This window comes from Shinella sp. SUS2, from assembly GCF_001262505.1.
Lineage (GTDB): Bacteria > Pseudomonadota > Alphaproteobacteria > Rhizobiales > Rhizobiaceae > Shinella.
Window position 1 is genome coordinate 59277 of sequence record NZ_KQ410723.1, and the last position, 16444, is coordinate 75720.

Annotated in this window: 17 protein-coding genes; 6 read left to right on the top strand and 11 right to left on the bottom strand. The window is 64.4% G+C overall.

From position 1 onward, the window contains the following. Positions 1–184: 184 nt before the first annotated feature. Positions 185–1351: a pyridoxal phosphate-dependent aminotransferase gene (locus tag AKG11_RS00275; protein WP_050742568.1), complete on the top strand. Its 1167-nt coding sequence runs from the start codon at positions 185–187 to the stop codon at positions 1349–1351. A gap of 6 nt (positions 1352–1357) precedes the next feature. Here AKG11_RS00275 and AKG11_RS00280 read toward each other — a convergent pair whose 3' ends face one another. Beyond that, entirely contained in the window at positions 1358–1885 is a 528-nt protein-coding gene (locus AKG11_RS00280) for an AAA family ATPase (protein ID WP_050742569.1), read from the bottom strand. Positions 1886–1998: 113 nt separating this feature from the next. Between AKG11_RS00280 and galE the strand changes: the two genes are divergently transcribed. Further along, positions 1999–2991 carry a UDP-glucose 4-epimerase GalE gene (gene galE, locus AKG11_RS00285; protein WP_050742570.1) on the top strand — a complete coding sequence of 331 codons (993 nt, stop codon included), beginning with the start codon at positions 1999–2001 and terminating at the stop codon, positions 2989–2991. 3 nt (positions 2992–2994) lie between these two features. Here the strand turns inward: galE and AKG11_RS00290 are convergent, their stop codons facing one another. From AKG11_RS00290 to AKG11_RS00335, 10 genes are all read right to left on the bottom strand, one after another. Next, a complete protein-coding gene (locus tag AKG11_RS00290; RefSeq protein ID WP_050742571.1) occupies positions 2995–3294 on the bottom strand; it encodes a chorismate mutase family protein in 300 nt (99 codons plus the stop codon). Positions 3295–3660: 366 nt separating this feature from the next. Continuing rightward, entirely contained in the window at positions 3661–4665 is a 1005-nt protein-coding gene (cydB, locus tag AKG11_RS00295; RefSeq protein ID WP_050742572.1) for a cytochrome d ubiquinol oxidase subunit II, read from the bottom strand. After that, entirely contained in the window at positions 4655–6073 is a 1419-nt protein-coding gene (locus tag AKG11_RS00300; protein WP_050742573.1) for a cytochrome ubiquinol oxidase subunit I, read from the bottom strand. Before AKG11_RS00300 ends, cydB begins: the two co-directional genes overlap by 11 nt. A gap of 227 nt (positions 6074–6300) precedes the next feature. Then, positions 6301–6561: a hypothetical protein gene (locus AKG11_RS00305; protein WP_023514984.1), complete on the bottom strand. Its 261-nt coding sequence runs from the start codon at positions 6559–6561 to the stop codon at positions 6301–6303. Between the two features lie 55 nt (positions 6562–6616). Next, complete coding sequence (locus AKG11_RS00310; RefSeq protein WP_156334040.1) at positions 6617–6871, bottom strand: hypothetical protein; 255 nt, start codon at positions 6869–6871, stop codon at positions 6617–6619. Between the two features lie 633 nt (positions 6872–7504). Further along, positions 7505–8674, bottom strand: coding sequence for a M20 aminoacylase family protein (locus tag AKG11_RS00315; RefSeq protein WP_050742575.1), 1170 nt, complete (start codon positions 8672–8674; stop codon positions 7505–7507). A gap of 1 nt (position 8675) precedes the next feature. Next, a complete protein-coding gene (locus tag AKG11_RS00320) occupies positions 8676–9494 on the bottom strand; it encodes an ABC transporter permease subunit (RefSeq protein WP_023513578.1) in 819 nt (272 codons plus the stop codon). Next, positions 9494–10222, bottom strand: coding sequence for an ABC transporter permease (locus tag AKG11_RS00325; protein ID WP_023513577.1), 729 nt, complete (start codon positions 10220–10222; stop codon positions 9494–9496). Before AKG11_RS00325 ends, AKG11_RS00320 begins: the two co-directional genes overlap by 1 nt. Positions 10223–10284: 62 nt before the next feature. Continuing rightward, positions 10285–11067, bottom strand: coding sequence for a transporter substrate-binding domain-containing protein (locus tag AKG11_RS00330; RefSeq protein WP_023513576.1), 783 nt, complete (start codon positions 11065–11067; stop codon positions 10285–10287). 28 nt (positions 11068–11095) lie between these two features. After that, positions 11096–11869 carry an ABC transporter ATP-binding protein gene (locus AKG11_RS00335; RefSeq protein ID WP_050742576.1) on the bottom strand — a complete coding sequence of 258 codons (774 nt, stop codon included), beginning with the start codon at positions 11867–11869 and terminating at the stop codon, positions 11096–11098. 212 nt (positions 11870–12081) lie between these two features. Between AKG11_RS00335 and AKG11_RS00340 the strand changes: the two genes are divergently transcribed. From AKG11_RS00340 to AKG11_RS00355, 4 genes are read left to right on the top strand one after another with little or no spacing between them, the layout of a single operon-like run. Then, a complete protein-coding gene (locus tag AKG11_RS00340) occupies positions 12082–12960 on the top strand; it encodes a dimethylarginine dimethylaminohydrolase family protein (RefSeq protein ID WP_023513574.1) in 879 nt (292 codons plus the stop codon). Positions 12961–12970: 10 nt separating this feature from the next. Beyond that, positions 12971–13609 (top strand): TetR family transcriptional regulator C-terminal domain-containing protein, encoded by a 639-nt coding sequence (locus tag AKG11_RS00345; RefSeq protein ID WP_023513573.1) that lies wholly within the window; start codon positions 12971–12973, stop codon positions 13607–13609. 31 nt (positions 13610–13640) lie between these two features. Further along, a complete protein-coding gene (locus tag AKG11_RS00350) occupies positions 13641–14831 on the top strand; it encodes a pyridoxal phosphate-dependent aminotransferase (RefSeq protein WP_023513572.1) in 1191 nt (396 codons plus the stop codon). Continuing rightward, positions 14828–16435: a 5-guanidino-2-oxopentanoate decarboxylase gene (locus AKG11_RS00355; RefSeq protein ID WP_050742577.1), complete on the top strand. Its 1608-nt coding sequence runs from the start codon at positions 14828–14830 to the stop codon at positions 16433–16435. Before AKG11_RS00350 ends, AKG11_RS00355 begins: the two co-directional genes overlap by 4 nt. The last annotated feature ends 9 nt before the right edge of the window (positions 16436–16444 follow it).

A 16444-nucleotide genomic window follows, 5' to 3' on the forward strand; every position in this document is an offset into this window, starting at 1 on the left:
CAGGATCGGCCGTGCGCCTGACAGGAGCCTGAACGTCAGCCAGCGGCACAAAATCCGCACTCTTCCATCACCGATTTCGATGGGTATGTCAGCGAAACTGGCGTGAATGACGGGCAGAAACCGGCTAGGTCTTGGGCCCGTCATCGTCGTGAAACGTGTTCCAATCCTGCCGGAGTGATCTTCCATGTCCCTCATCGAAAGCCTCAGCCCGCGCTCGCTCCGCGCCCCGGAAAGCGGGATCGTCGAAGTGGTCAACTATGCGCGCGGGCGCGACGGGCTGATCCCGCTCTGGGTTGGCGAAGGGGACCTGCCGACGCCGGACTTCATTGCCCGGCCCGCGGCCGAGGCGCTGCTGCGCGGCGAGACCTTCTACACCTGGCAGCGCGGGATTCCGGAGCTGCGCGCCGCCCTTTCGCGCTACTATGCCCGGCGCTTCGGTGCGGCGTTGCCGGCCGAGCATTTCTATGTCGTCGGCTCGGGCATGCAGGCGATCAAGCTGGCGATCGAGGCGCTCGTCTCGCCGGGCGACGACATGGTCTACCTGACACCAGCCTGGCCGAATTTCGCCGCGGCAGCCGAGCTTTCGGGCGCCAATCCCATCGCCGTTCCGCTCGCCTTTGCCGGCGGGCGCTGGCAGATCGACCTTGAACGCGTGGAGGCGGCGATCACCCCGAAGACCCGCGTTCTGTTCGTCAACACACCCTCCAATCCGACCGGCTGGACGGCGACGCGCGATGACCTTGCCAGCCTGCTGGCCATCGCACGGCGCCATGGCCTCTGGATCATGGCCGACGAGATCTATGCGCTGTACCACTATGCCGGCGGTCGGGCGCCCTCCTTCCTCGACGTGATGGAGGACGGCGACAAGGTCGTCTTCGTCAATTCTTTCTCCAAGAACTGGTCGATGACCGGCTGGCGCGTCGGCTGGATCGTCGCCCCACCCGAAATCGGCCAGGTGCTGGAAAACCTCATCCAGTATTCCACCTCGGGTGTGCCGCAGTTCCTGCAGCAGGGCGCCATCGTGGCGCTCGACGAGGGCGATGCCTTCGTGCAGGCGAATATCGACAAGGCCACGAAGAACCGCGACGTCTTCTGTGACGCGCTGATCGCCACCAACCGCGTCGAGACGCTGAAGCCGGACGGGGCGCTCTATGCCTTCCTGAAGATCGATGGCGTGACGGATTCGCGCCATGCCGCGCTCGACATCGTCGACCGCACCAATGTCGGGCTTGCACCGGGCACGGCTTTCGGGCCGGGCGGCGAACTCTTCATGCGCGCCTGTTTCCTGCGCGATCCCGGGCAGGTCGCGGAGGCGGCCGACCGGCTTGCCCGCTACATCGCCGCGCGCTGACGGCGATCAAAGATGGCCGAGCACGAAATCAGCGCGCTCGGCCACCAGCATTTTCGGCACGACCGCAACCTCGTAGCCGAGCGCGGGATAGGCCTTTTCCAACCGCGCGTATTCGGCAAGCGCGGCCGCAAGATCATGCCGGCGCTCCGGATCGGCGGCGTAGATTTCCGGCCAGGGCGGCGTGAGGAAGACCTGCCTGTTGTAGCGATGCGCCGCGGCCAGCGCAGGCAGAGCCGGCTGCCCGCCCTCCGCATCGAGAGCGACGGCCGCGTCGATCAGACCACGATCGAAGAAGACAAAGCCGGAATGGTGCTGCATTGCCGCCCGATCGGCGAGCGCCATCGCAATGGCCTGCCTGGCAAAGGCGGCGAGATCCAGCCAGGGCAAGGCAGTACCACCAACTGCCAGCTCCGCCTGCACGATACGGCGGCCGGGCTCCTCGACAACGGCGTGGCCGCGCCGGCGAAGCTCTTCCAGAAGCGTGGACTTCCCTCCGCCGGAACAGCCGGAAAGTACGATGAAGCGATCGGACATGATGGTCTTCCTTGTGTTGGGCAGGAGCGACCCGCAAATGCGCCGCAATTGCGGTTGCGTCTTGCCGGCCGGCAGGGTGATATGCCGGCAATTCAGTCGATTCGGGGAATGACATGGCGGTTCTGGTTACGGGCGGTGCGGGTTACATCGGCAGCCACATGGTCTGGGCGCTCATCGATGCCGGCGAGGAGGTCGTTGTGCTCGACCGGCTCTCGACCGGCTTCCGCTGGGCCGTGGCGCCCGAGGCGCGCTTCTACGAGGGCGACCTCGCCGATGCCGCGCTGCTGGCGCAGATCTTCTCCGAAAACAGCATCGACGCGATCATCCATTTTGCCGGGTCGATCATCGTTCCGGAATCGGTTGCCGATCCCCTCTCCTACTACGACAACAACACGGCCAAGTCACGGGCGCTGATCGCCGCGGCCGTCACGGCGAAGATCCCGCATTTCGTCTTCTCCTCCACCGCCGCCGTCTACGGCACGCCCGACGGCACGGAACCGGTGCTGGAAAGCGCGGCGCTGCGACCGGAATCGCCCTATGGTTCGTCCAAGCTGATGACCGAGATCATGCTGCGCGACACGGCCGCCGCGCACGACTTCACCTATACGGCGCTGCGCTACTTCAACGTCGCCGGCGCAGATCCGCGTGGACGCTCCGGCCAGTCGACGGCAGGAGCCACACATCTCATCAAGGTGGCGAGCGAGGCGGCCCTCGGCAAGCGCGCCGGCATGGATGTCTTCGGCACCGACTATCCGACGCCTGACGGCACCTGCGTGCGCGACTATATCCACGTCAGCGACCTCGCCAATGCACATCTGAAGGCGCTGCAGCGCATGCGGGCAGGCGGTGGTTCGATCGTCGCCAATTGCGGCTATGGCCGCGGCTTCTCCGTGCTGGAAGTGCTGGAACAGGTGAAAACCGTTTCCGGCAGGGACTTTCCGGTGCGCTTCGCCCCCCGCCGGCCGGGCGATGCGGTGCTGATCGTCGCCAACCCCTCCGTCGCGATGCGGGAATTGGGCTGGACGCCGGAGCATGACAATCTCGGCTTCATCGTGCGCACAGCGCTCGACTGGGAAGAGCACCTCGGCAAGCGCAACCAGATCTGACGGCTATTTTTCGCCGAGCAGCGCCTTTTCGTGGGCGATGGCGCGGTCGATAAGCCGCGCCCAGATCTCTTCGTAGAAGGCACCGTCGAGGCCAAGGACCTCGGCATTACGGTGCGCGTTGTCGCGCACTTCCCGGACGCGCTCCGGCACGTCGGCAGGGATGTCGAGCCCGGCCTTGATCTCGGCCGCCCGGCCGATGAAGCTCCAGCGCTCGGCAAAGAGCGCCATCAGCGCCCGGTCGACCCGATCGATGTTTTCCCGGATGTCCGCCATCGTCGTGCAGTCTGCGGCCGTCTTCGCCATTGCGGTCTCCCTTGTCGGGACCCCGATAGCAGAGGAATGTTTGGGGGGGAAGCCGGCAGCGTCTCCTGAGACGCAAGGCCACATGCAGGCCCGGGGGTTAAGCGGAAGGAGGGTGCGGTCCTGTCTTCCACTTGCGGGCCTGCATGCTGGCCGAGGCGGAACCTAGGCAAGCAAGCTGGCGCGAGGCTGGACGCTTTTACGTAACGTGAGCCGTTGTTTTTCCTCGGCCATGCGGGGCGTTTTCGAGAGCCGGCTACGTGCCGATGGCAAGTTTGATGGCAAAGCCAAGGATCGTCACCGCCAGCACGCCGCCCGCCCAGAGGCCGACGAACCAGAGCAGTTTACGGCCGGTCGAACCCTCCGTCATCAGTGGTAACCCTCCTCGGGATCGACCTTGCCGCGGAAGACCCAATAGGCATAGGCGGTGTAGCCAAGGATCATGGGAATGAGCACCAGCGCGCCGACCAGCAGGAAGGCAAGGCTCTCCTCCGGTGCGGCGGCCTGCCAGATCGTCAGTGAGGTCGGCACGATGTAGGGATAAAAGCTGATGCCGATACCGGCGAAGCCGAGAACAAAAAGGCCGAGCGCGGCAATGAAGGGCCGCGAATCGTGCTCCGTCCTGAGGCCCTGGACCAGCAAAGCAAAGCAACCGAGCACGAGCAGCGGCACCAGCAGGCTGAAGAGAAGCGTCGGCCAGTGGAACCAGCGGTCGAAGTAGAGCGGCTCCAGGAAAGGCGTCCACAGGCTGAAGACCCCCATGGCCAAGAGCGTGCCGATACCGGCCTTCAGGGCGTAGCCGCGGGCACGCTCGGCAAGCGGACCACTCGTCTTCATCACCAGCCAAGTGGCGCCGAGCAACGCGTAGCCGACGAGGAGCGCAAACCCCGTGGCAACGGAGAAAGGCGTCAGCCAGTCCCACCAGCCGCCGACATAGGCACGGTTTTCCACCGGAATGCCCTGTACCAGGGCGCCGAGCGCCACCCCTTGCGTGAAGGCGGCAACCATGGAGCCGCCGGAAAAGGCGATATCCCAGAGGAATTCGCCGCGCTGGGTGCGCCAGCGATATTCGAAAGCGACGCCGCGGAAGATGAGGCCGAGCACCATGAGGAGCAGCGGCATGTAGAGCGCCGGCAGGATGGTGGCATAGGCAAGCGGGAAGACGGCCATCAGTCCGCCACCGCCCAGCACCAGCCAGGTCTCGTTGCCGTCCCAGACGGGCGCGACGGAATTCATCATCACGTCGCGATCGTGTTTCTCCTTGAAGAAGGGAAAGAGGATGCCGACGCCGAGATCGAAGCCGTCGAGGATGACATAGGCGAGCACCGCGAAGGCGATGATGGCTGCCCAGATGAAGGGAAGATCAATGGCCATGGTGATGGCTCCCGGACTTGGTGGCGACGGCGGCGGCGGGCGTGATACCGGCCGAACGGAGAGGACCTTCCGCAAGATCCGGCATGGGGTCGCGCGGCAGGCGGCCCATCAGGCGCAGGATGTAGAAGGTGCCGGCGCCGAAGACGAGGAAATAGACCACAATGAACGCGATCAACGAAGTGGCGACGGCCGGCGCATCGATGGGCGCGACGGAATTGGCGGTGAGGAGATGGCCGTAGACGGTATAGGGCTGGCGGCCGACCTCCGTCGTTACCCAGCCGGCCAGAACGGCGAGGAAGCCGGCGGGGCCCATCAGGACGGCGGCGCGGTGCAGCCAGCGGTTCTCGCCGAGCGTCCCGCGCCACCGACACCACAACGACCACAGCCCTATACCCAGCATGGCAAAGCCGATGGCGACCATGATGCGGAAGGACCAGAAGACGATAGCGACCGGCGGCTGCAGCTCCTTCGGTATCGTATCGAGCCCGGCAAGCGGTGCATTGAGGTCATGCTTCAGGATGAGGCTCGACAGTTTCGGGATCTCGATGGCGTAATCGACGCGCTGTTCGGCCGAATTCGGAATGCCGAACAGAATGAGCGGCGCACCGTCGGGATGGCTCTGGTAGTGCCCCTCCATCGCCATGACCTTGGCCGGCTGATGCTCCAGCGTGTTGAGGCCATGCATGTCGCCCGCGAAGATCTGGATCGGTGCGACGATGGCCGCCATCCACATCGCCATGGAGAACATCTTCCTCGCACGCTTCGGCGCATCGCCGCGCAGGAGATGGTACGCGCCGACACCACCGACCACGAAGGCCGTGGTGAGATAGGCAGCCAGCACCATGTGCACGAGGCGATAGGGGAAGGACGGGTTGAAGATCACGGCCCACCAGTCAATCGGCACGAACTGGCCGACATCGTTGATGGAAAAGCCAGCCGGCGTCTGCATCCAGGAATTGGCGGCAAGGATCCAGGTGGCCGAGATCAGCGTGCCGACGGCGACCATGAGCGTGGCGAAGAAGTGCAGTTTCGGGCCGACGCGGTTGAGGCCGAACAGCATGACGCCGAGGAAGCCAGCCTCCAGGAAGAAGGCGGTCAGCACCTCATAGCCCATCAGCGGGCCGATGACCGGCCCCGCCTTGTCGGAAAAGACACTCCAGTTCGTGCCGAACTGGTAGGACATGACGATGCCGGAGACGACGCCCATGCCGAAGGCGAGCGCGAAGATCGTCTTCCAGAAATTGAAGAGCGCGAAATAGACCTCGTCCCTCGTCCAGAGCCACAGCCCTTCCAGCACGGCGAGATAGCTCGCCAGACCGATCGAAAAGGCGGGGAAGATGATGTGGAACGACACCGTAAAGGCAAACTGGAATCGGGCGAGCAGTGTTGCGTCCAACGATTCGAACATTGGCCACGTCCTTTCGTAAGGCTGGCGCGGGCCTCGACAGGCCGCGGTCGCAGAAAAGAATGTGGTCCAAAACAGGCAAAGGTCAATTCTGCCCCTCCGCCCACGTTGCCGCACCGCGACAATCGCCCGCGTGCGGCATTTCGGCCGGCGCTGCCTTGGCCAAAAACGAACAAAGCTCCCGGGGGCGGAACCGGGAGCCTTGGCGGCGGTTGGGAGAACTCTCTTCGCTAGTTGGCGACCGCTGTACGGTCGAGGCCAGGATAGTAGTCGCCGTTGGCGGGACCGACCCGGCGGGTTGTGGTTTCCGTCCGGGGATAGACGTAGCCGTTTGCCATGCGGGCCTGGCGCTTGGCTTCGATCATCCGGTCTTGCTTGGCGCTGGGCCAGGTGCCTTCGTAGTAGCTGCCGCCGGCAAGGGCGGCCGAGCCGCCGAACAGCGAGGCTGCGAGCAACGAGACGGCGAAGGTTGTGGTGAGAGACTTGCTCATCGTTTCATTCCTTGATCAGTCTTGGGAGGTGGTCTGGTTGTCACACGATCGGCGTTCAGCGGTCGTCCCGGTCAAGGCCCTTGTAGTAGTCGCCCTTGGCCGGGCCGACGGCTACCTCGATCGACGCGGACGCTGCATCGCCGTTGCCGACGCTCTGCGTGGTGACGGGGTCGATGGTCTGGCTCTGCGCCTGGTCGCGGTCGACGCTACGATAGTAATCGCCGTCACCGCCTGCGAGCGCTGCGGTGCTGCCGTAAACGGATGCGGCGAGGAGGGCGGTTACAAAGGTCGTGCTCAAGGTTTTGGTCATTGTCTTGTTCCTTTCCATATAGGCATCGTGAAACTGCGGGTCAGTTTCACCGTGGCTGCGCAGATCGCCTGCCATCGGTGGCGACGGGGACGATCCGGCGGATTGCCGCAGGGCGCGCCCGGGTGGCGCTCGCCGGGTTCTTTCCTTCAATAGGGTTCGGCATCGTCATGTCCTTCCGTCTTCCAGAAGCAGCTCCGCCGCCTCCGTGAAATAAAGATGGTCCCTCAATTTGCGGGATGGAAGGGTCTTAAATTGGAAACAGCCGTCAACGTTTTTTGAACAATCAAAACGGCAGCGGCGACGCACAACCAAATAGGTAAAAAACGACAAAACCGTCCAATCGGACGGTTTTGTATCGAAAAATTCTTACGGCCTAAACATTTGATTGATATGGAAAATAATCGCGCACCTCCTCCTGGAAGGGCGTAGGCACACGCGAAGGCTGCGGCAGAAAAAGACTGCATTCACAATTGCGGCATGGAAAACCGCTGCGCTGATTTCAAGAGTTTCACGAATGTGTGAGGAGTAAAAAACCGCGCCGAAATCGCTTCCAGCGCGGTTTGAACTGTGTCGAGATTGTGTCGGACAGCCGGACCTTGCGGCCTCGTCACAAGCCGAAGCCGTCGATCGGACCTAGCCGGCGCGCAGATAATGTTCGACCAGTTCCGTCCAGAAGGCCGCGCCGACCGGCAGGAGGTCGTCGTTGAAATTGTAGCCGGGGTGATGCAGCGACTTGTCGTTTTCGCCCCCCTTGCCGCCAAGGAAGAAATAGGTACCCGGTCGTTCCTTCAACATATAGGCAAAGTCTTCGCTGCCCATGAAGGGGCGGGCGAGATCGATGACCTTGTCGGCACCGGCAAAGCGAATAGCGAGGTCGCGCACGAGATCTGTCTCGGCCTTGTGGTTGACCGTCGCATCGTAGAAGCGCTGGTAGTTCACCATGGCGCTCATGCCATAGCTCTCGGCCTGACGTCCGGCGATCAGGTGGATGCGGCGTTCCAGCTCGTCGCGCACATCAGGATCGAAGGAGCGGATGCCCACGACGATCTCGGCCCGGCTCGGGATGATGTTGCTCGCAGAGCCCGCATGGAACGAGCCGACCGTCACGACCGTCGGGTCGAGCGGATGGATGTTGCGCGAGACGATGGTCTGCAACGCCATGACGATCGACGCGCCGCAGACGATCGGGTCGAGCGTCTCCTGCGGCTCCGCGCCGTGGCCGCCGACACCGTTCACCGTGATGCGCGCCTCATCGACCGCCGCCATGATCGGGCCTTCGCGCAGCGCGAACTGGCCGAAAGGCAGACCCGGCTCGTTGTGCAGGGCAAAGACGGCATCGCAGGGAAACCTGTCGAACAGCCCCTCCTCCACCATGATCTTCGCACCGCCGAAATTCTCCTCCGCCGGCTGGAAGATCAGATGCACGGTGCCATCGAAATTGCGCCGCTCGGCAACCGCCTTGGCCGCCCCGAGCAGCATGGCCGTGTGCCCGTCATGGCCGCAGGCGTGCATTTTCCCCGGCGTCTTGCTGGCATAGGGAAGACCGGTTTCCTCGAAGATCGGCAGTGCATCGATATCGGCGCGGATGCCGATCGACTTTCGGCCGGTGCCGTTCACCAGCGTTGCGACCAGGCCGGTTTTCGCAAGACCGCGCGTAACCTTGTAGCCGTAGCCTTCGAGGCGGCGTGCGATGACATCGGAGGTGCGGACCTCTTCCAGGCCCAGTTCCGGATGTTCGTGCAGGTCGCGGCGGATCGCCACCATTTCCGGCATGGAATTCTTGAGGGTCGTATGGATCGTCATGTCAGGCACCACGCGAAGGGATTTTGCTTTCGAAGTAGCGGAAGGCCATCACCAGGATGGCGGTGAGGCAGAGATAGATGAGCGCCAGCAGCAAGAGCGGCTCATAGGTGAGATAGGTCGCCTGCCGCACCTTGGAGATGACGGCATAGGCGTCGATCACGGTGATCGTCGCGACGAGCGGCGTCGATTTCAGCTGCAAAACGGTTTCACCGTTCAGCGTCGGCAGCGCCCGGTAGACGGCGCGGGGCAGCCAGATGCGGCGGAACAGGGTGAAGCGGCTCATGCCAAAGGCGCGCGCAGCCTCGAGTTCGCCCGGCGGTACGCCAGCGAAGGCACCGCGCATCACCTCGCCCTCATAGGCAGCGAAGGAGAGGGTCAGCGCAGCGACGCCATAGGGCCAGGACTCGCGCAGATAGGGCCAGAGGAAGGAGTTGCGGATTTCCGGAAACTGCGGAAACAACGAGCCGAGGCCGTAATAGAGCAGCCAGAGCTGCAGCAGCAGCGGCGTGCCGCGGATGATGGTGCAAAAGCCCTTTGCCAGCATTTTCAGCGGCCATGGTCCCGTCACCTGCACAAGGCCGATCGGCACGGCGAGGAGGAAGCCGAGGATCGAGGTCGAGAACAGCATCAGCAACGTGACGCCGACGCCATAGGCGAGCGCCCTGGAATAGTTCGGCACCCATTCCCAGCGCATGAACCAGACGATGCAGAAAACGAAGATTGCGGCGATCGCCATCAACACGATGCGATGGGGCTTGAAGAAGCTCTGCTTGCTCGGCAGCGCAGTGAGAGCCATGGCGGAGACGGTCTCGTCGGCCATCACGCAGCCCTCACCATGCCGCGCCGATAGTGGCGCTCGATAAGGCCGATCAGCACGTTCGAGACCAGCGTGATGATGAGGTACAGCACACCGGCAGCGCAGAAGAAGAGCAGGTAGGACTTGGTGCTTCCCGCCGCCTGGCGCGTCACCAGCGTCAGCTCGGAGAAGCCGACGACGGCGAGCAAGGCGGTGTCCTTGGTGGCGATGAGCCAGAGGTTGGAGAGACCCGGAATGGCATGCGGCAGCATCGCCGGCAGCGTGATGCGGCGCATGATCTGCACCGGCGGCATGCCATAGGCACGCGCCGCCTCGATCTGTCCTGCCGGCACCGCCTTGATCGCGCCGCGGATGACCTCGGTGGAATAGGCACCCTGCACGACACCAATGACGAAAATGCCCGCCGCAAGGCCGCTGATATCCACCTGCCCCCAACCCAGAGCGGCGGAGATCTGGCTCAGCACGTCCGTACCGGCATAATAGAGGATAAGGATCAGCACGAGCTCGGGCACGGCGCGCACGAGCGTCGTGTAGACCTCGAGCAGATCCTTGGTAACCGGCCCGCCATAGAGTTTACCCATGGCGCCGCCCGTGCCGAGGACGAGGCCGAGCCCGTAGCCGCCGATAGCGATCTGGATGGAATTCCAGAGCCCCGCCAACATCACGCCGCCCCAGCCGGGCGGTTCGAGAGCGAGCAGGCTCCAGTTGATCAGCGATCCGGCATCGGCCATGAGACTACGTCCCTTCGAGAAAAACGCCGGCGGCTCGCGCCGCCGGCTCAGCAAGAGGACGATCAGCCGCCGTAGATGTCGAAGTCGAAATACTTCTTGGAGAAGGTGTCGTAGGTGCCGTTCTCGCGGATCGCCTTGATGGCGGCGTTGATCTTGTCCTTCAGCTCCGTCTCGCCCTTGCGCAGGCCGACGCCGACGCCGAGACCGAGAACTTCGGGATCATCCTTGACCATGCCCTTCATATCGCAGCAGGCAGCACCCTGCTCGGACTTGAGGAATTCCAGCATCGCGACGGAATCGGCCTGCACCGCATCGATACGGCCGGCGGCGAGGTCGTTGTTGGCCTCATCCTGCGTCTGGTACTCCTTGATCGTCGCGCCGGCGGGCGCGAAATACTTGTTGGCATAGACCTGGTGGATGGTTGCCACCTGCACGCCGAGCGTTTTGCCGGCAAGGCCCTCCGGCGTCGGCTCGAACTTGGCATCCTTCGGGCCGATGACGCCCGGCAACGAGTTGTAGTACTTGTCGGAGAAGTCGATGGTCTGCTGGCGCTCCGCGGTGACCGACATCGAGCCGATGATCATGTCGATCTTGTTGGTGGTCAGCGCCGGGATGATGCCGTCCCAGGCGACCGGCGTGACGACGCAGTCGAGCTTGGCCTCGGCACAGATCGCCTTCATGAAGTCCACTTCCCAGCCTTCCCAGTTGCCCGAGGCGTCGGGCGAGGTGAAGGGCGGATAAGGCTCGGCGGCAAAACCGACGCGGACCTGCTGGGCTGCAGCGCCCGAGATGGCGGCAAGCCCGATCGCGGCGGCAAGGGCGATTGTCTTTACGGCACTCTTCATGATCTTCCCTCTGTTGGTTTTTTGCTTCTCAGTGGATGGAGCTGATGAACTTCTTCAGCCGCTCCGATTTCGGCGATCCGAACAACTCGTCCGGCGGGCCCTGTTCCTCGATGACCCCGTTCGCCAGGAAGACGACGTGGCTCGCCACGTTCCGGGCGAACTTCATCTCGTGCGTGACGAGGATCATCGTACGCTTTTCCTTGGCGAGGTCGCCGATGACGGACAGCACCTCACCGACGAGTTCGGGATCGAGCGCGGAGGTGGGCTCGTCGAAGAGCATGACATGGGGCTGGATGGCGAGAGCGCGGGCGATGGCCGCACGCTGCTGCTGGCCGCCGGAAAGGAAGGCGGGATAGGCATCGCGCTTCTCATAGAGCCCGACGCGGCGCAGCAGCGTCTCGGCGCGGTCGATCGCCTCGTCCTTCCTCACGCCCAGCACATGGACCGGCGCCTCGATGACGTTTTCCAGGATGGTCATGTGCTGCCAGAGATTGAAGCTCTGGAACACCATGCCGAGACGCGAGCGCAGGCGCTGTACCTGCTTGCGATCAGCCGGCATCATGCCGCCGTGGCCGTCGTTCTTCATCGCGATCGTCTCGCCATGGATGGTGACCGAACCGGCGCTCGGCAGCTCCAGCATGTTGATGCAGCGAAGGAAGGTGGACTTGCCCGAACCCGAGCCGCCGATGATGGCGATGACGTCGCCCTCATGCGCGGCCAGTGAAACACCCTTGAGAACTTCAAGCGGCCCGAAGCGCTTGTGCAGGTCCCTGACCGCGATTGCCTCGGCGCGTTCCGTCATCGCGGAGCGGTCTCCGGCGCACGGAAAATCGATGCATGACCCATGCCAAATTCCCCTGTTTTTCAGCGTTCCCGCGGGCATCTTCGGCCCGTCGTGTCCTCTTGTGGAAAGCATCGTGGCACTTGTTAAGAAATTATTCAAGCGTATAATAGGCCGATCGCTGACTTTTCTGGCAGCGCCTGTCCACGATGATTTTCTCCCGGGAGTATTGAATGACCGCCTACGGTTCGCAGGAAATGTCGGCCCCCCTGATGCGTGTTCTGATGCGCCGCCCAGGCGCCAGCCTGAAGGGCGCCGATGCCGCCAAGTGGCATTACGGCCCGACCTTCGACGGCGCCCGTGCGGTCCACCAGTACAAGGCCTTCGCAGCGCTTGTGGAGAAATCCGGCACCGAGATCATCTGGCTGGAGGATGAAGGCGACGGGCTCGCCGACGCCATGTTCACCCATGATCCCTCGCTGATGTCGGACCACGGCGCGATCCTCCTGCGCATGGGCAAGCCGCTGCGCGTCGCCGAAACCGCACTGCACGAAAAGGCCTATGCCGAGCGCCAGATCCCGATCCTCGGCCGTATCGAAGGCGAAGGCACCGTGGAAGGCGGCGACTGCATCTGGCTCGATGCGAAGACCCTCGTCATCGGCCGCGGCGTGCGCACCAATCAGGAAGGCATCGACCAGATCACGAAGATCCTCGCCCCCCACGGCGTCACGGTTCTCGCCTACGACCTGCCGCTCTGGCAGGGCGAGGAAGCCTGCCTCCACCTGATGAGCGTGATGAGCCCGCTGGCGGACGACCTTGCCCTCGTCTTCGCCCCGCTGCTACCGGCCGCCTTCTACCAGCTCCTCAAGAAGCGCGGCATCCGCCTCATCGAGGCACCGGCCGACGAATTCCATGCCAGCAACGGCCTGTCGCTCAACGTGCTGCCGACCCGGCCCTACGAGGTCATCATGGTCGAAGGCTTTCCGGCCACCAAGGCGGCGATGGAAGCGGCAGGCTGCACGGTGGAGACCTTCGAGGCCGACGCGCTTTGCATTGCCTGCGAGGGCGGCCCGACCTGCCTGACGCGGCCGGTGCTGCGCCGCGCCGCATAACGAGGAAACCATGGCCCGCCGGACCTTCCATCGCGCCCCCGAGGCCGAACGCCGCCACGACCTGATCGAGGCGACGCTCGACTGCATCGCGGAGTATGGCCTTGAAGGCGCGACGGTCCGGCAGATCGCCATCAAGGCGGGCGTGACGGCGGGCCTCATCCGGCATTATTTCCAGTCGAAGGAGCATATCCTTCAGGAGGCCTACCGGATCGTCATAGGCCGGCTCACCGAAAAGGCCGAGCGGGTGACGGGTGATCCGGAAACGCGGCTGCGCGACTTCATCGTCATCAACCTGACAGAGCCGGTCGCCAACAGCCGCAGCCTCTCGCTCTGGGCTTCCTTCATCAGCCGCGTCAGCGTCGATCCGGAACTCGCCGCCATCCACCGCGAGGGCTACCTGAGTTTCCGCAACGCGCTGGAGGGCTTGCTCGGCGATTTCCTTGCGGCGCGCGGTGAGGATGCCTCGCCGGAGCGTTGCCGCAGGCTCGCCATCGCGATCAACGGCCTGCTCGACGGCCTGTGGCTCGAGGGCTGCCTGGCCGGCGAACTCTTCGGGGAAAGCGAACTCGTCGAGATCGCGCTGACCTCGATCGAAACCCTGCTCGGGCTGCGCCTGAGACCGGTCGACGCCAACCGCGCCGATCGATAAACGACACTCAATGGAAATGCGGAGGACGGCCATGCGCTATGCATCCATCACAGATCGGCTTGCCAATCTCGGTTCTGAAAAATGGGCCATCCATGCCGAAGCGCGGCGCATGAAGGCCGAAGGCCAGACGATCATCGAACTGACCATCGGCGAGCCGGACGTGCCGCCGGACCCGACGCTGCTGGCCGAAGCCGTGCGCACCATGCATGCGGGTCGCTACCGCTACTCCAACGGCCGCGGCGAGCCCTCCGTGGTCGACGCGCTGGTGCGCAAGTACCAGAAGCGCCGCAACGACGTGACCGCCGCCAACGTGCTCTGCTTCCCCGGCACGCAGACCGCCCTCTTCGCCGTCATGCTCGGCCTCGTGGAGACCGGCGACGCGGTGCTCGTCGGCGACCCGCTCTATGCGACCTACGAGGGCGTCATCCGCTCGACCGGTGCCGAGCGCATCGCCGTGCCGCTGCGCCCGGAAAACGGCTTCCACATGAAGGCGGCCGACCTCGAGGCCGCCATCACGCCAGCCTGCCGGGTGCTGCTGCTCAACACGCCGCACAACCCGACCGGCGCGGTGCTGAGCGCCGCGGAGATTGCCGAGATCGGCGCCGTCTGCCGCAAGCACGATCTCTGGATCGTCTGCGACGAGGTCTATGAACAGCTCGTCTTCGGCGCGACCTTCGCCTCGCCCTTCGACAATCCGGACCTTGCCGAGCGCACCATCGTCGTCTCCTCCATATCGAAATCCCATGCCGCGCCAGGCTTCCGCAGCGGCTGGGCGATCGGTCCGGCGGACTTCTGCACCCGGCTGCTCTCGGTCTCCGAAACGATGCTGTTCGGCGGCCAGCCCTTCATCGCCGACATGACGGCCTATGCTCTCGACAACCCGATCGCGACCGCCGCGACGATGCGCCAGAGCTACAAGGCACGTGCCGCCCGCTTCGCCGAAGCCCTGTCTCTGGCGCCCGGCCTCGTGCCGCTGCCGCCGGAAGCCGGTATGTTCATCGTCGTCGATGTCTCCGAAACCGGCATGAGCGGCGAGGATTTTGCCTGGGCGCTCCTGCGCGAGGAACTGGTCGCGGTCATGCCGGGCTCCTCCTTCGGCGACGAGGCGGAAGGCTTCATCCGCCTCAGTCTCACCGTGCCCGATGCCCATATCGACGAGGCCTGCCGGCGCATCACCGCACTCGCCACCCGTTCCACCATGCCGAAGGAGCGCCGCGCATGAGCACGAAAACCGTTGGGGAAGTTCTCGTCGACCTACTGGAGGCAAACGGCGTCGAGGTCGTATTCGGCATTCCGGGCGTGCACACGGTCGAGCTCTACCGGGGCCTTGCCGCCTCGAAGATTCGCCACATCACACCGCGCCACGAGCAGGGCGCCGGCTTCATGGCGGATGGGTATGCGCGCGTTTCCGGCAAGCCGGGCGTCGCGCTGGTCATCACCGGTCCGGGCCTCACCAACACCATCACGGCGATGGCGCAGGCGCGGCAGGATTCCGTACCCATGCTGGTCATCTCGGGCGTCAACCGGCGCGATTCGCTCGGCCACGGCCGCGGCCTGCTGCACGAGCTGCCGGATCAGCAGGGCATGATGAAGACGCTCGCCCTTTATTCGCACACGCTGCTCAATCCCGCCGACCTGCCGCTCGTCATGGAGCGCGCCTTTGCCGTCTTGCTTTCCGGCCGCCCCGGCCCGGTGCATATCGAAATTCCGACCGACGTGATGGCAAAACCCATCGAAACCGGCCGTTTTCCCGCCGCCGTTGCCACGCGTCCGCGCGCCGATGCGGAAACCCTGCAGCGCGCCGCCATCCTGTGCACCAATGCCTCCCGTCCCGTCATCCTCGCGGGCGGCGGTGCGATAACGGCGGAAGAGGAAATCCGTTCGCTCGCCGAGCGGATCGGCGCACCCGTCGTCACCACCATCAATGCCCGCGGCATGCTTGCCGGCCATCCCTTGCGCGTGCCGGCAAGCCCCAGCCTCAAGGCCGTGCGGCGTCTGCTTTCCGACGCCGACCTCGTCGTCGCCTTCGGTACCGAATTCGGCCCGACGGACTATGACATCAATGTCGACAACGGCTTCCCACGGCTGAAATCGCTGATCCGCATCGATATCGATGCCGCCCAGCTTGCCCGCACGCCGCAATCGGGGCTGTCGATCTTCTCCAGCGCCAAGACGGCGGCAGCCGGCATGCTCGGTTTCCTCGAAGGCCATAAGGCAATCGGCAACGGTGCGGCACGCGCCGAAACCGCCCGCAAGGGCGCGTGGAACGAGCTGACGGCGAAGATGCAGGCGGAAATCGGCGTCATCGACGCCATCTGGCGGACGCTGCCGAAAGCCATCGTCGTCGGGGATTCCACCCAGGCCGTCTATGCCGGCAACTACTATTGCGACGCACCGCGCCCGCGCAGCTGGTTCAACGCCGCAACCGGTTACGGCGCGCTCGGCTTCGCCCCGCCCGCCGCCATCGGTGCGGCCCTTGCCGAGCCGGCTGCGCCGATCATCTGCCTCGTCGGTGATGGCGGGCTGCAATTCTCGCTCTCGGAGATCGGCTCGGCGGCGGATGCCGACGCCCGCGTCGTCTTCCTCGTCTGGAACAATGACGGCTATCAGGAGATCGAGAACTACATGGTCGATGCCGGAATCACACCGGAAGGCGTGAAGCCGTCCGCACCCGACTTCGTCGCCATCGGCACCGCCTATGGCGTGCCCTCCGAGCGCCTCGCCGATGTGCGCGACCTGCCGGCCGCGCTGGAAAAGGCCGGCGGGCGCAAGGGCCCGAGCCTCATCGAAATCCACCAGACGAAGACGGCCGGCGCCACGGCCTGATTCGCAGCG

Excerpts from the sequence above, each read along its gene's own strand:
- AKG11_RS00275 (WP_050742568.1), top strand. The coding sequence starts at position 185 with ATGTCCCTCATCGAAAGCCTCAGCCCGCGCTCGCTCCGCGCCCCGGAA.
- AKG11_RS00280 (WP_050742569.1), bottom strand. The coding sequence starts at position 1,885 with ATGTCCGATCGCTTCATCGTACTTTCCGGCTGTTCCGGCGGAGGGAAG.
- galE (WP_050742570.1), top strand. The coding sequence starts at position 1,999 with ATGGCGGTTCTGGTTACGGGCGGTGCGGGTTACATCGGCAGCCACATG.
- AKG11_RS00290 (WP_050742571.1), bottom strand. The coding sequence starts at position 3,294 with ATGGCGAAGACGGCCGCAGACTGCACGACGATGGCGGACATCCGGGAA.
- cydB (WP_050742572.1), bottom strand. The coding sequence starts at position 4,665 with ATGGCCATTGATCTTCCCTTCATCTGGGCAGCCATCATCGCCTTCGCG.
- AKG11_RS00300 (WP_050742573.1), bottom strand. The coding sequence starts at position 6,073 with ATGTTCGAATCGTTGGACGCAACACTGCTCGCCCGATTCCAGTTTGCC.
- AKG11_RS00305 (WP_023514984.1), bottom strand. The coding sequence starts at position 6,561 with ATGAGCAAGTCTCTCACCACAACCTTCGCCGTCTCGTTGCTCGCAGCC.
- AKG11_RS00310 (WP_156334040.1), bottom strand. The coding sequence starts at position 6,871 with ATGACCAAAACCTTGAGCACGACCTTTGTAACCGCCCTCCTCGCCGCA.
- AKG11_RS00315 (WP_050742575.1), bottom strand. The coding sequence starts at position 8,674 with ATGACGATCCATACGACCCTCAAGAATTCCATGCCGGAAATGGTGGCG.
- AKG11_RS00320 (WP_023513578.1), bottom strand. The coding sequence starts at position 9,494 with ATGGCCGACGAGACCGTCTCCGCCATGGCTCTCACTGCGCTGCCGAGC.
- AKG11_RS00325 (WP_023513577.1), bottom strand. The coding sequence starts at position 10,222 with ATGGCCGATGCCGGATCGCTGATCAACTGGAGCCTGCTCGCTCTCGAA.
- AKG11_RS00330 (WP_023513576.1), bottom strand. The coding sequence starts at position 11,067 with ATGAAGAGTGCCGTAAAGACAATCGCCCTTGCCGCCGCGATCGGGCTT.
- AKG11_RS00335 (WP_050742576.1), bottom strand. The coding sequence starts at position 11,869 with ATGACGGAACGCGCCGAGGCAATCGCGGTCAGGGACCTGCACAAGCGC.
- AKG11_RS00340 (WP_023513574.1), top strand. The coding sequence starts at position 12,082 with ATGACCGCCTACGGTTCGCAGGAAATGTCGGCCCCCCTGATGCGTGTT.
- AKG11_RS00345 (WP_023513573.1), top strand. The coding sequence starts at position 12,971 with ATGGCCCGCCGGACCTTCCATCGCGCCCCCGAGGCCGAACGCCGCCAC.
- AKG11_RS00350 (WP_023513572.1), top strand. The coding sequence starts at position 13,641 with ATGCGCTATGCATCCATCACAGATCGGCTTGCCAATCTCGGTTCTGAA.
- AKG11_RS00355 (WP_050742577.1), top strand. The coding sequence starts at position 14,828 with ATGAGCACGAAAACCGTTGGGGAAGTTCTCGTCGACCTACTGGAGGCA.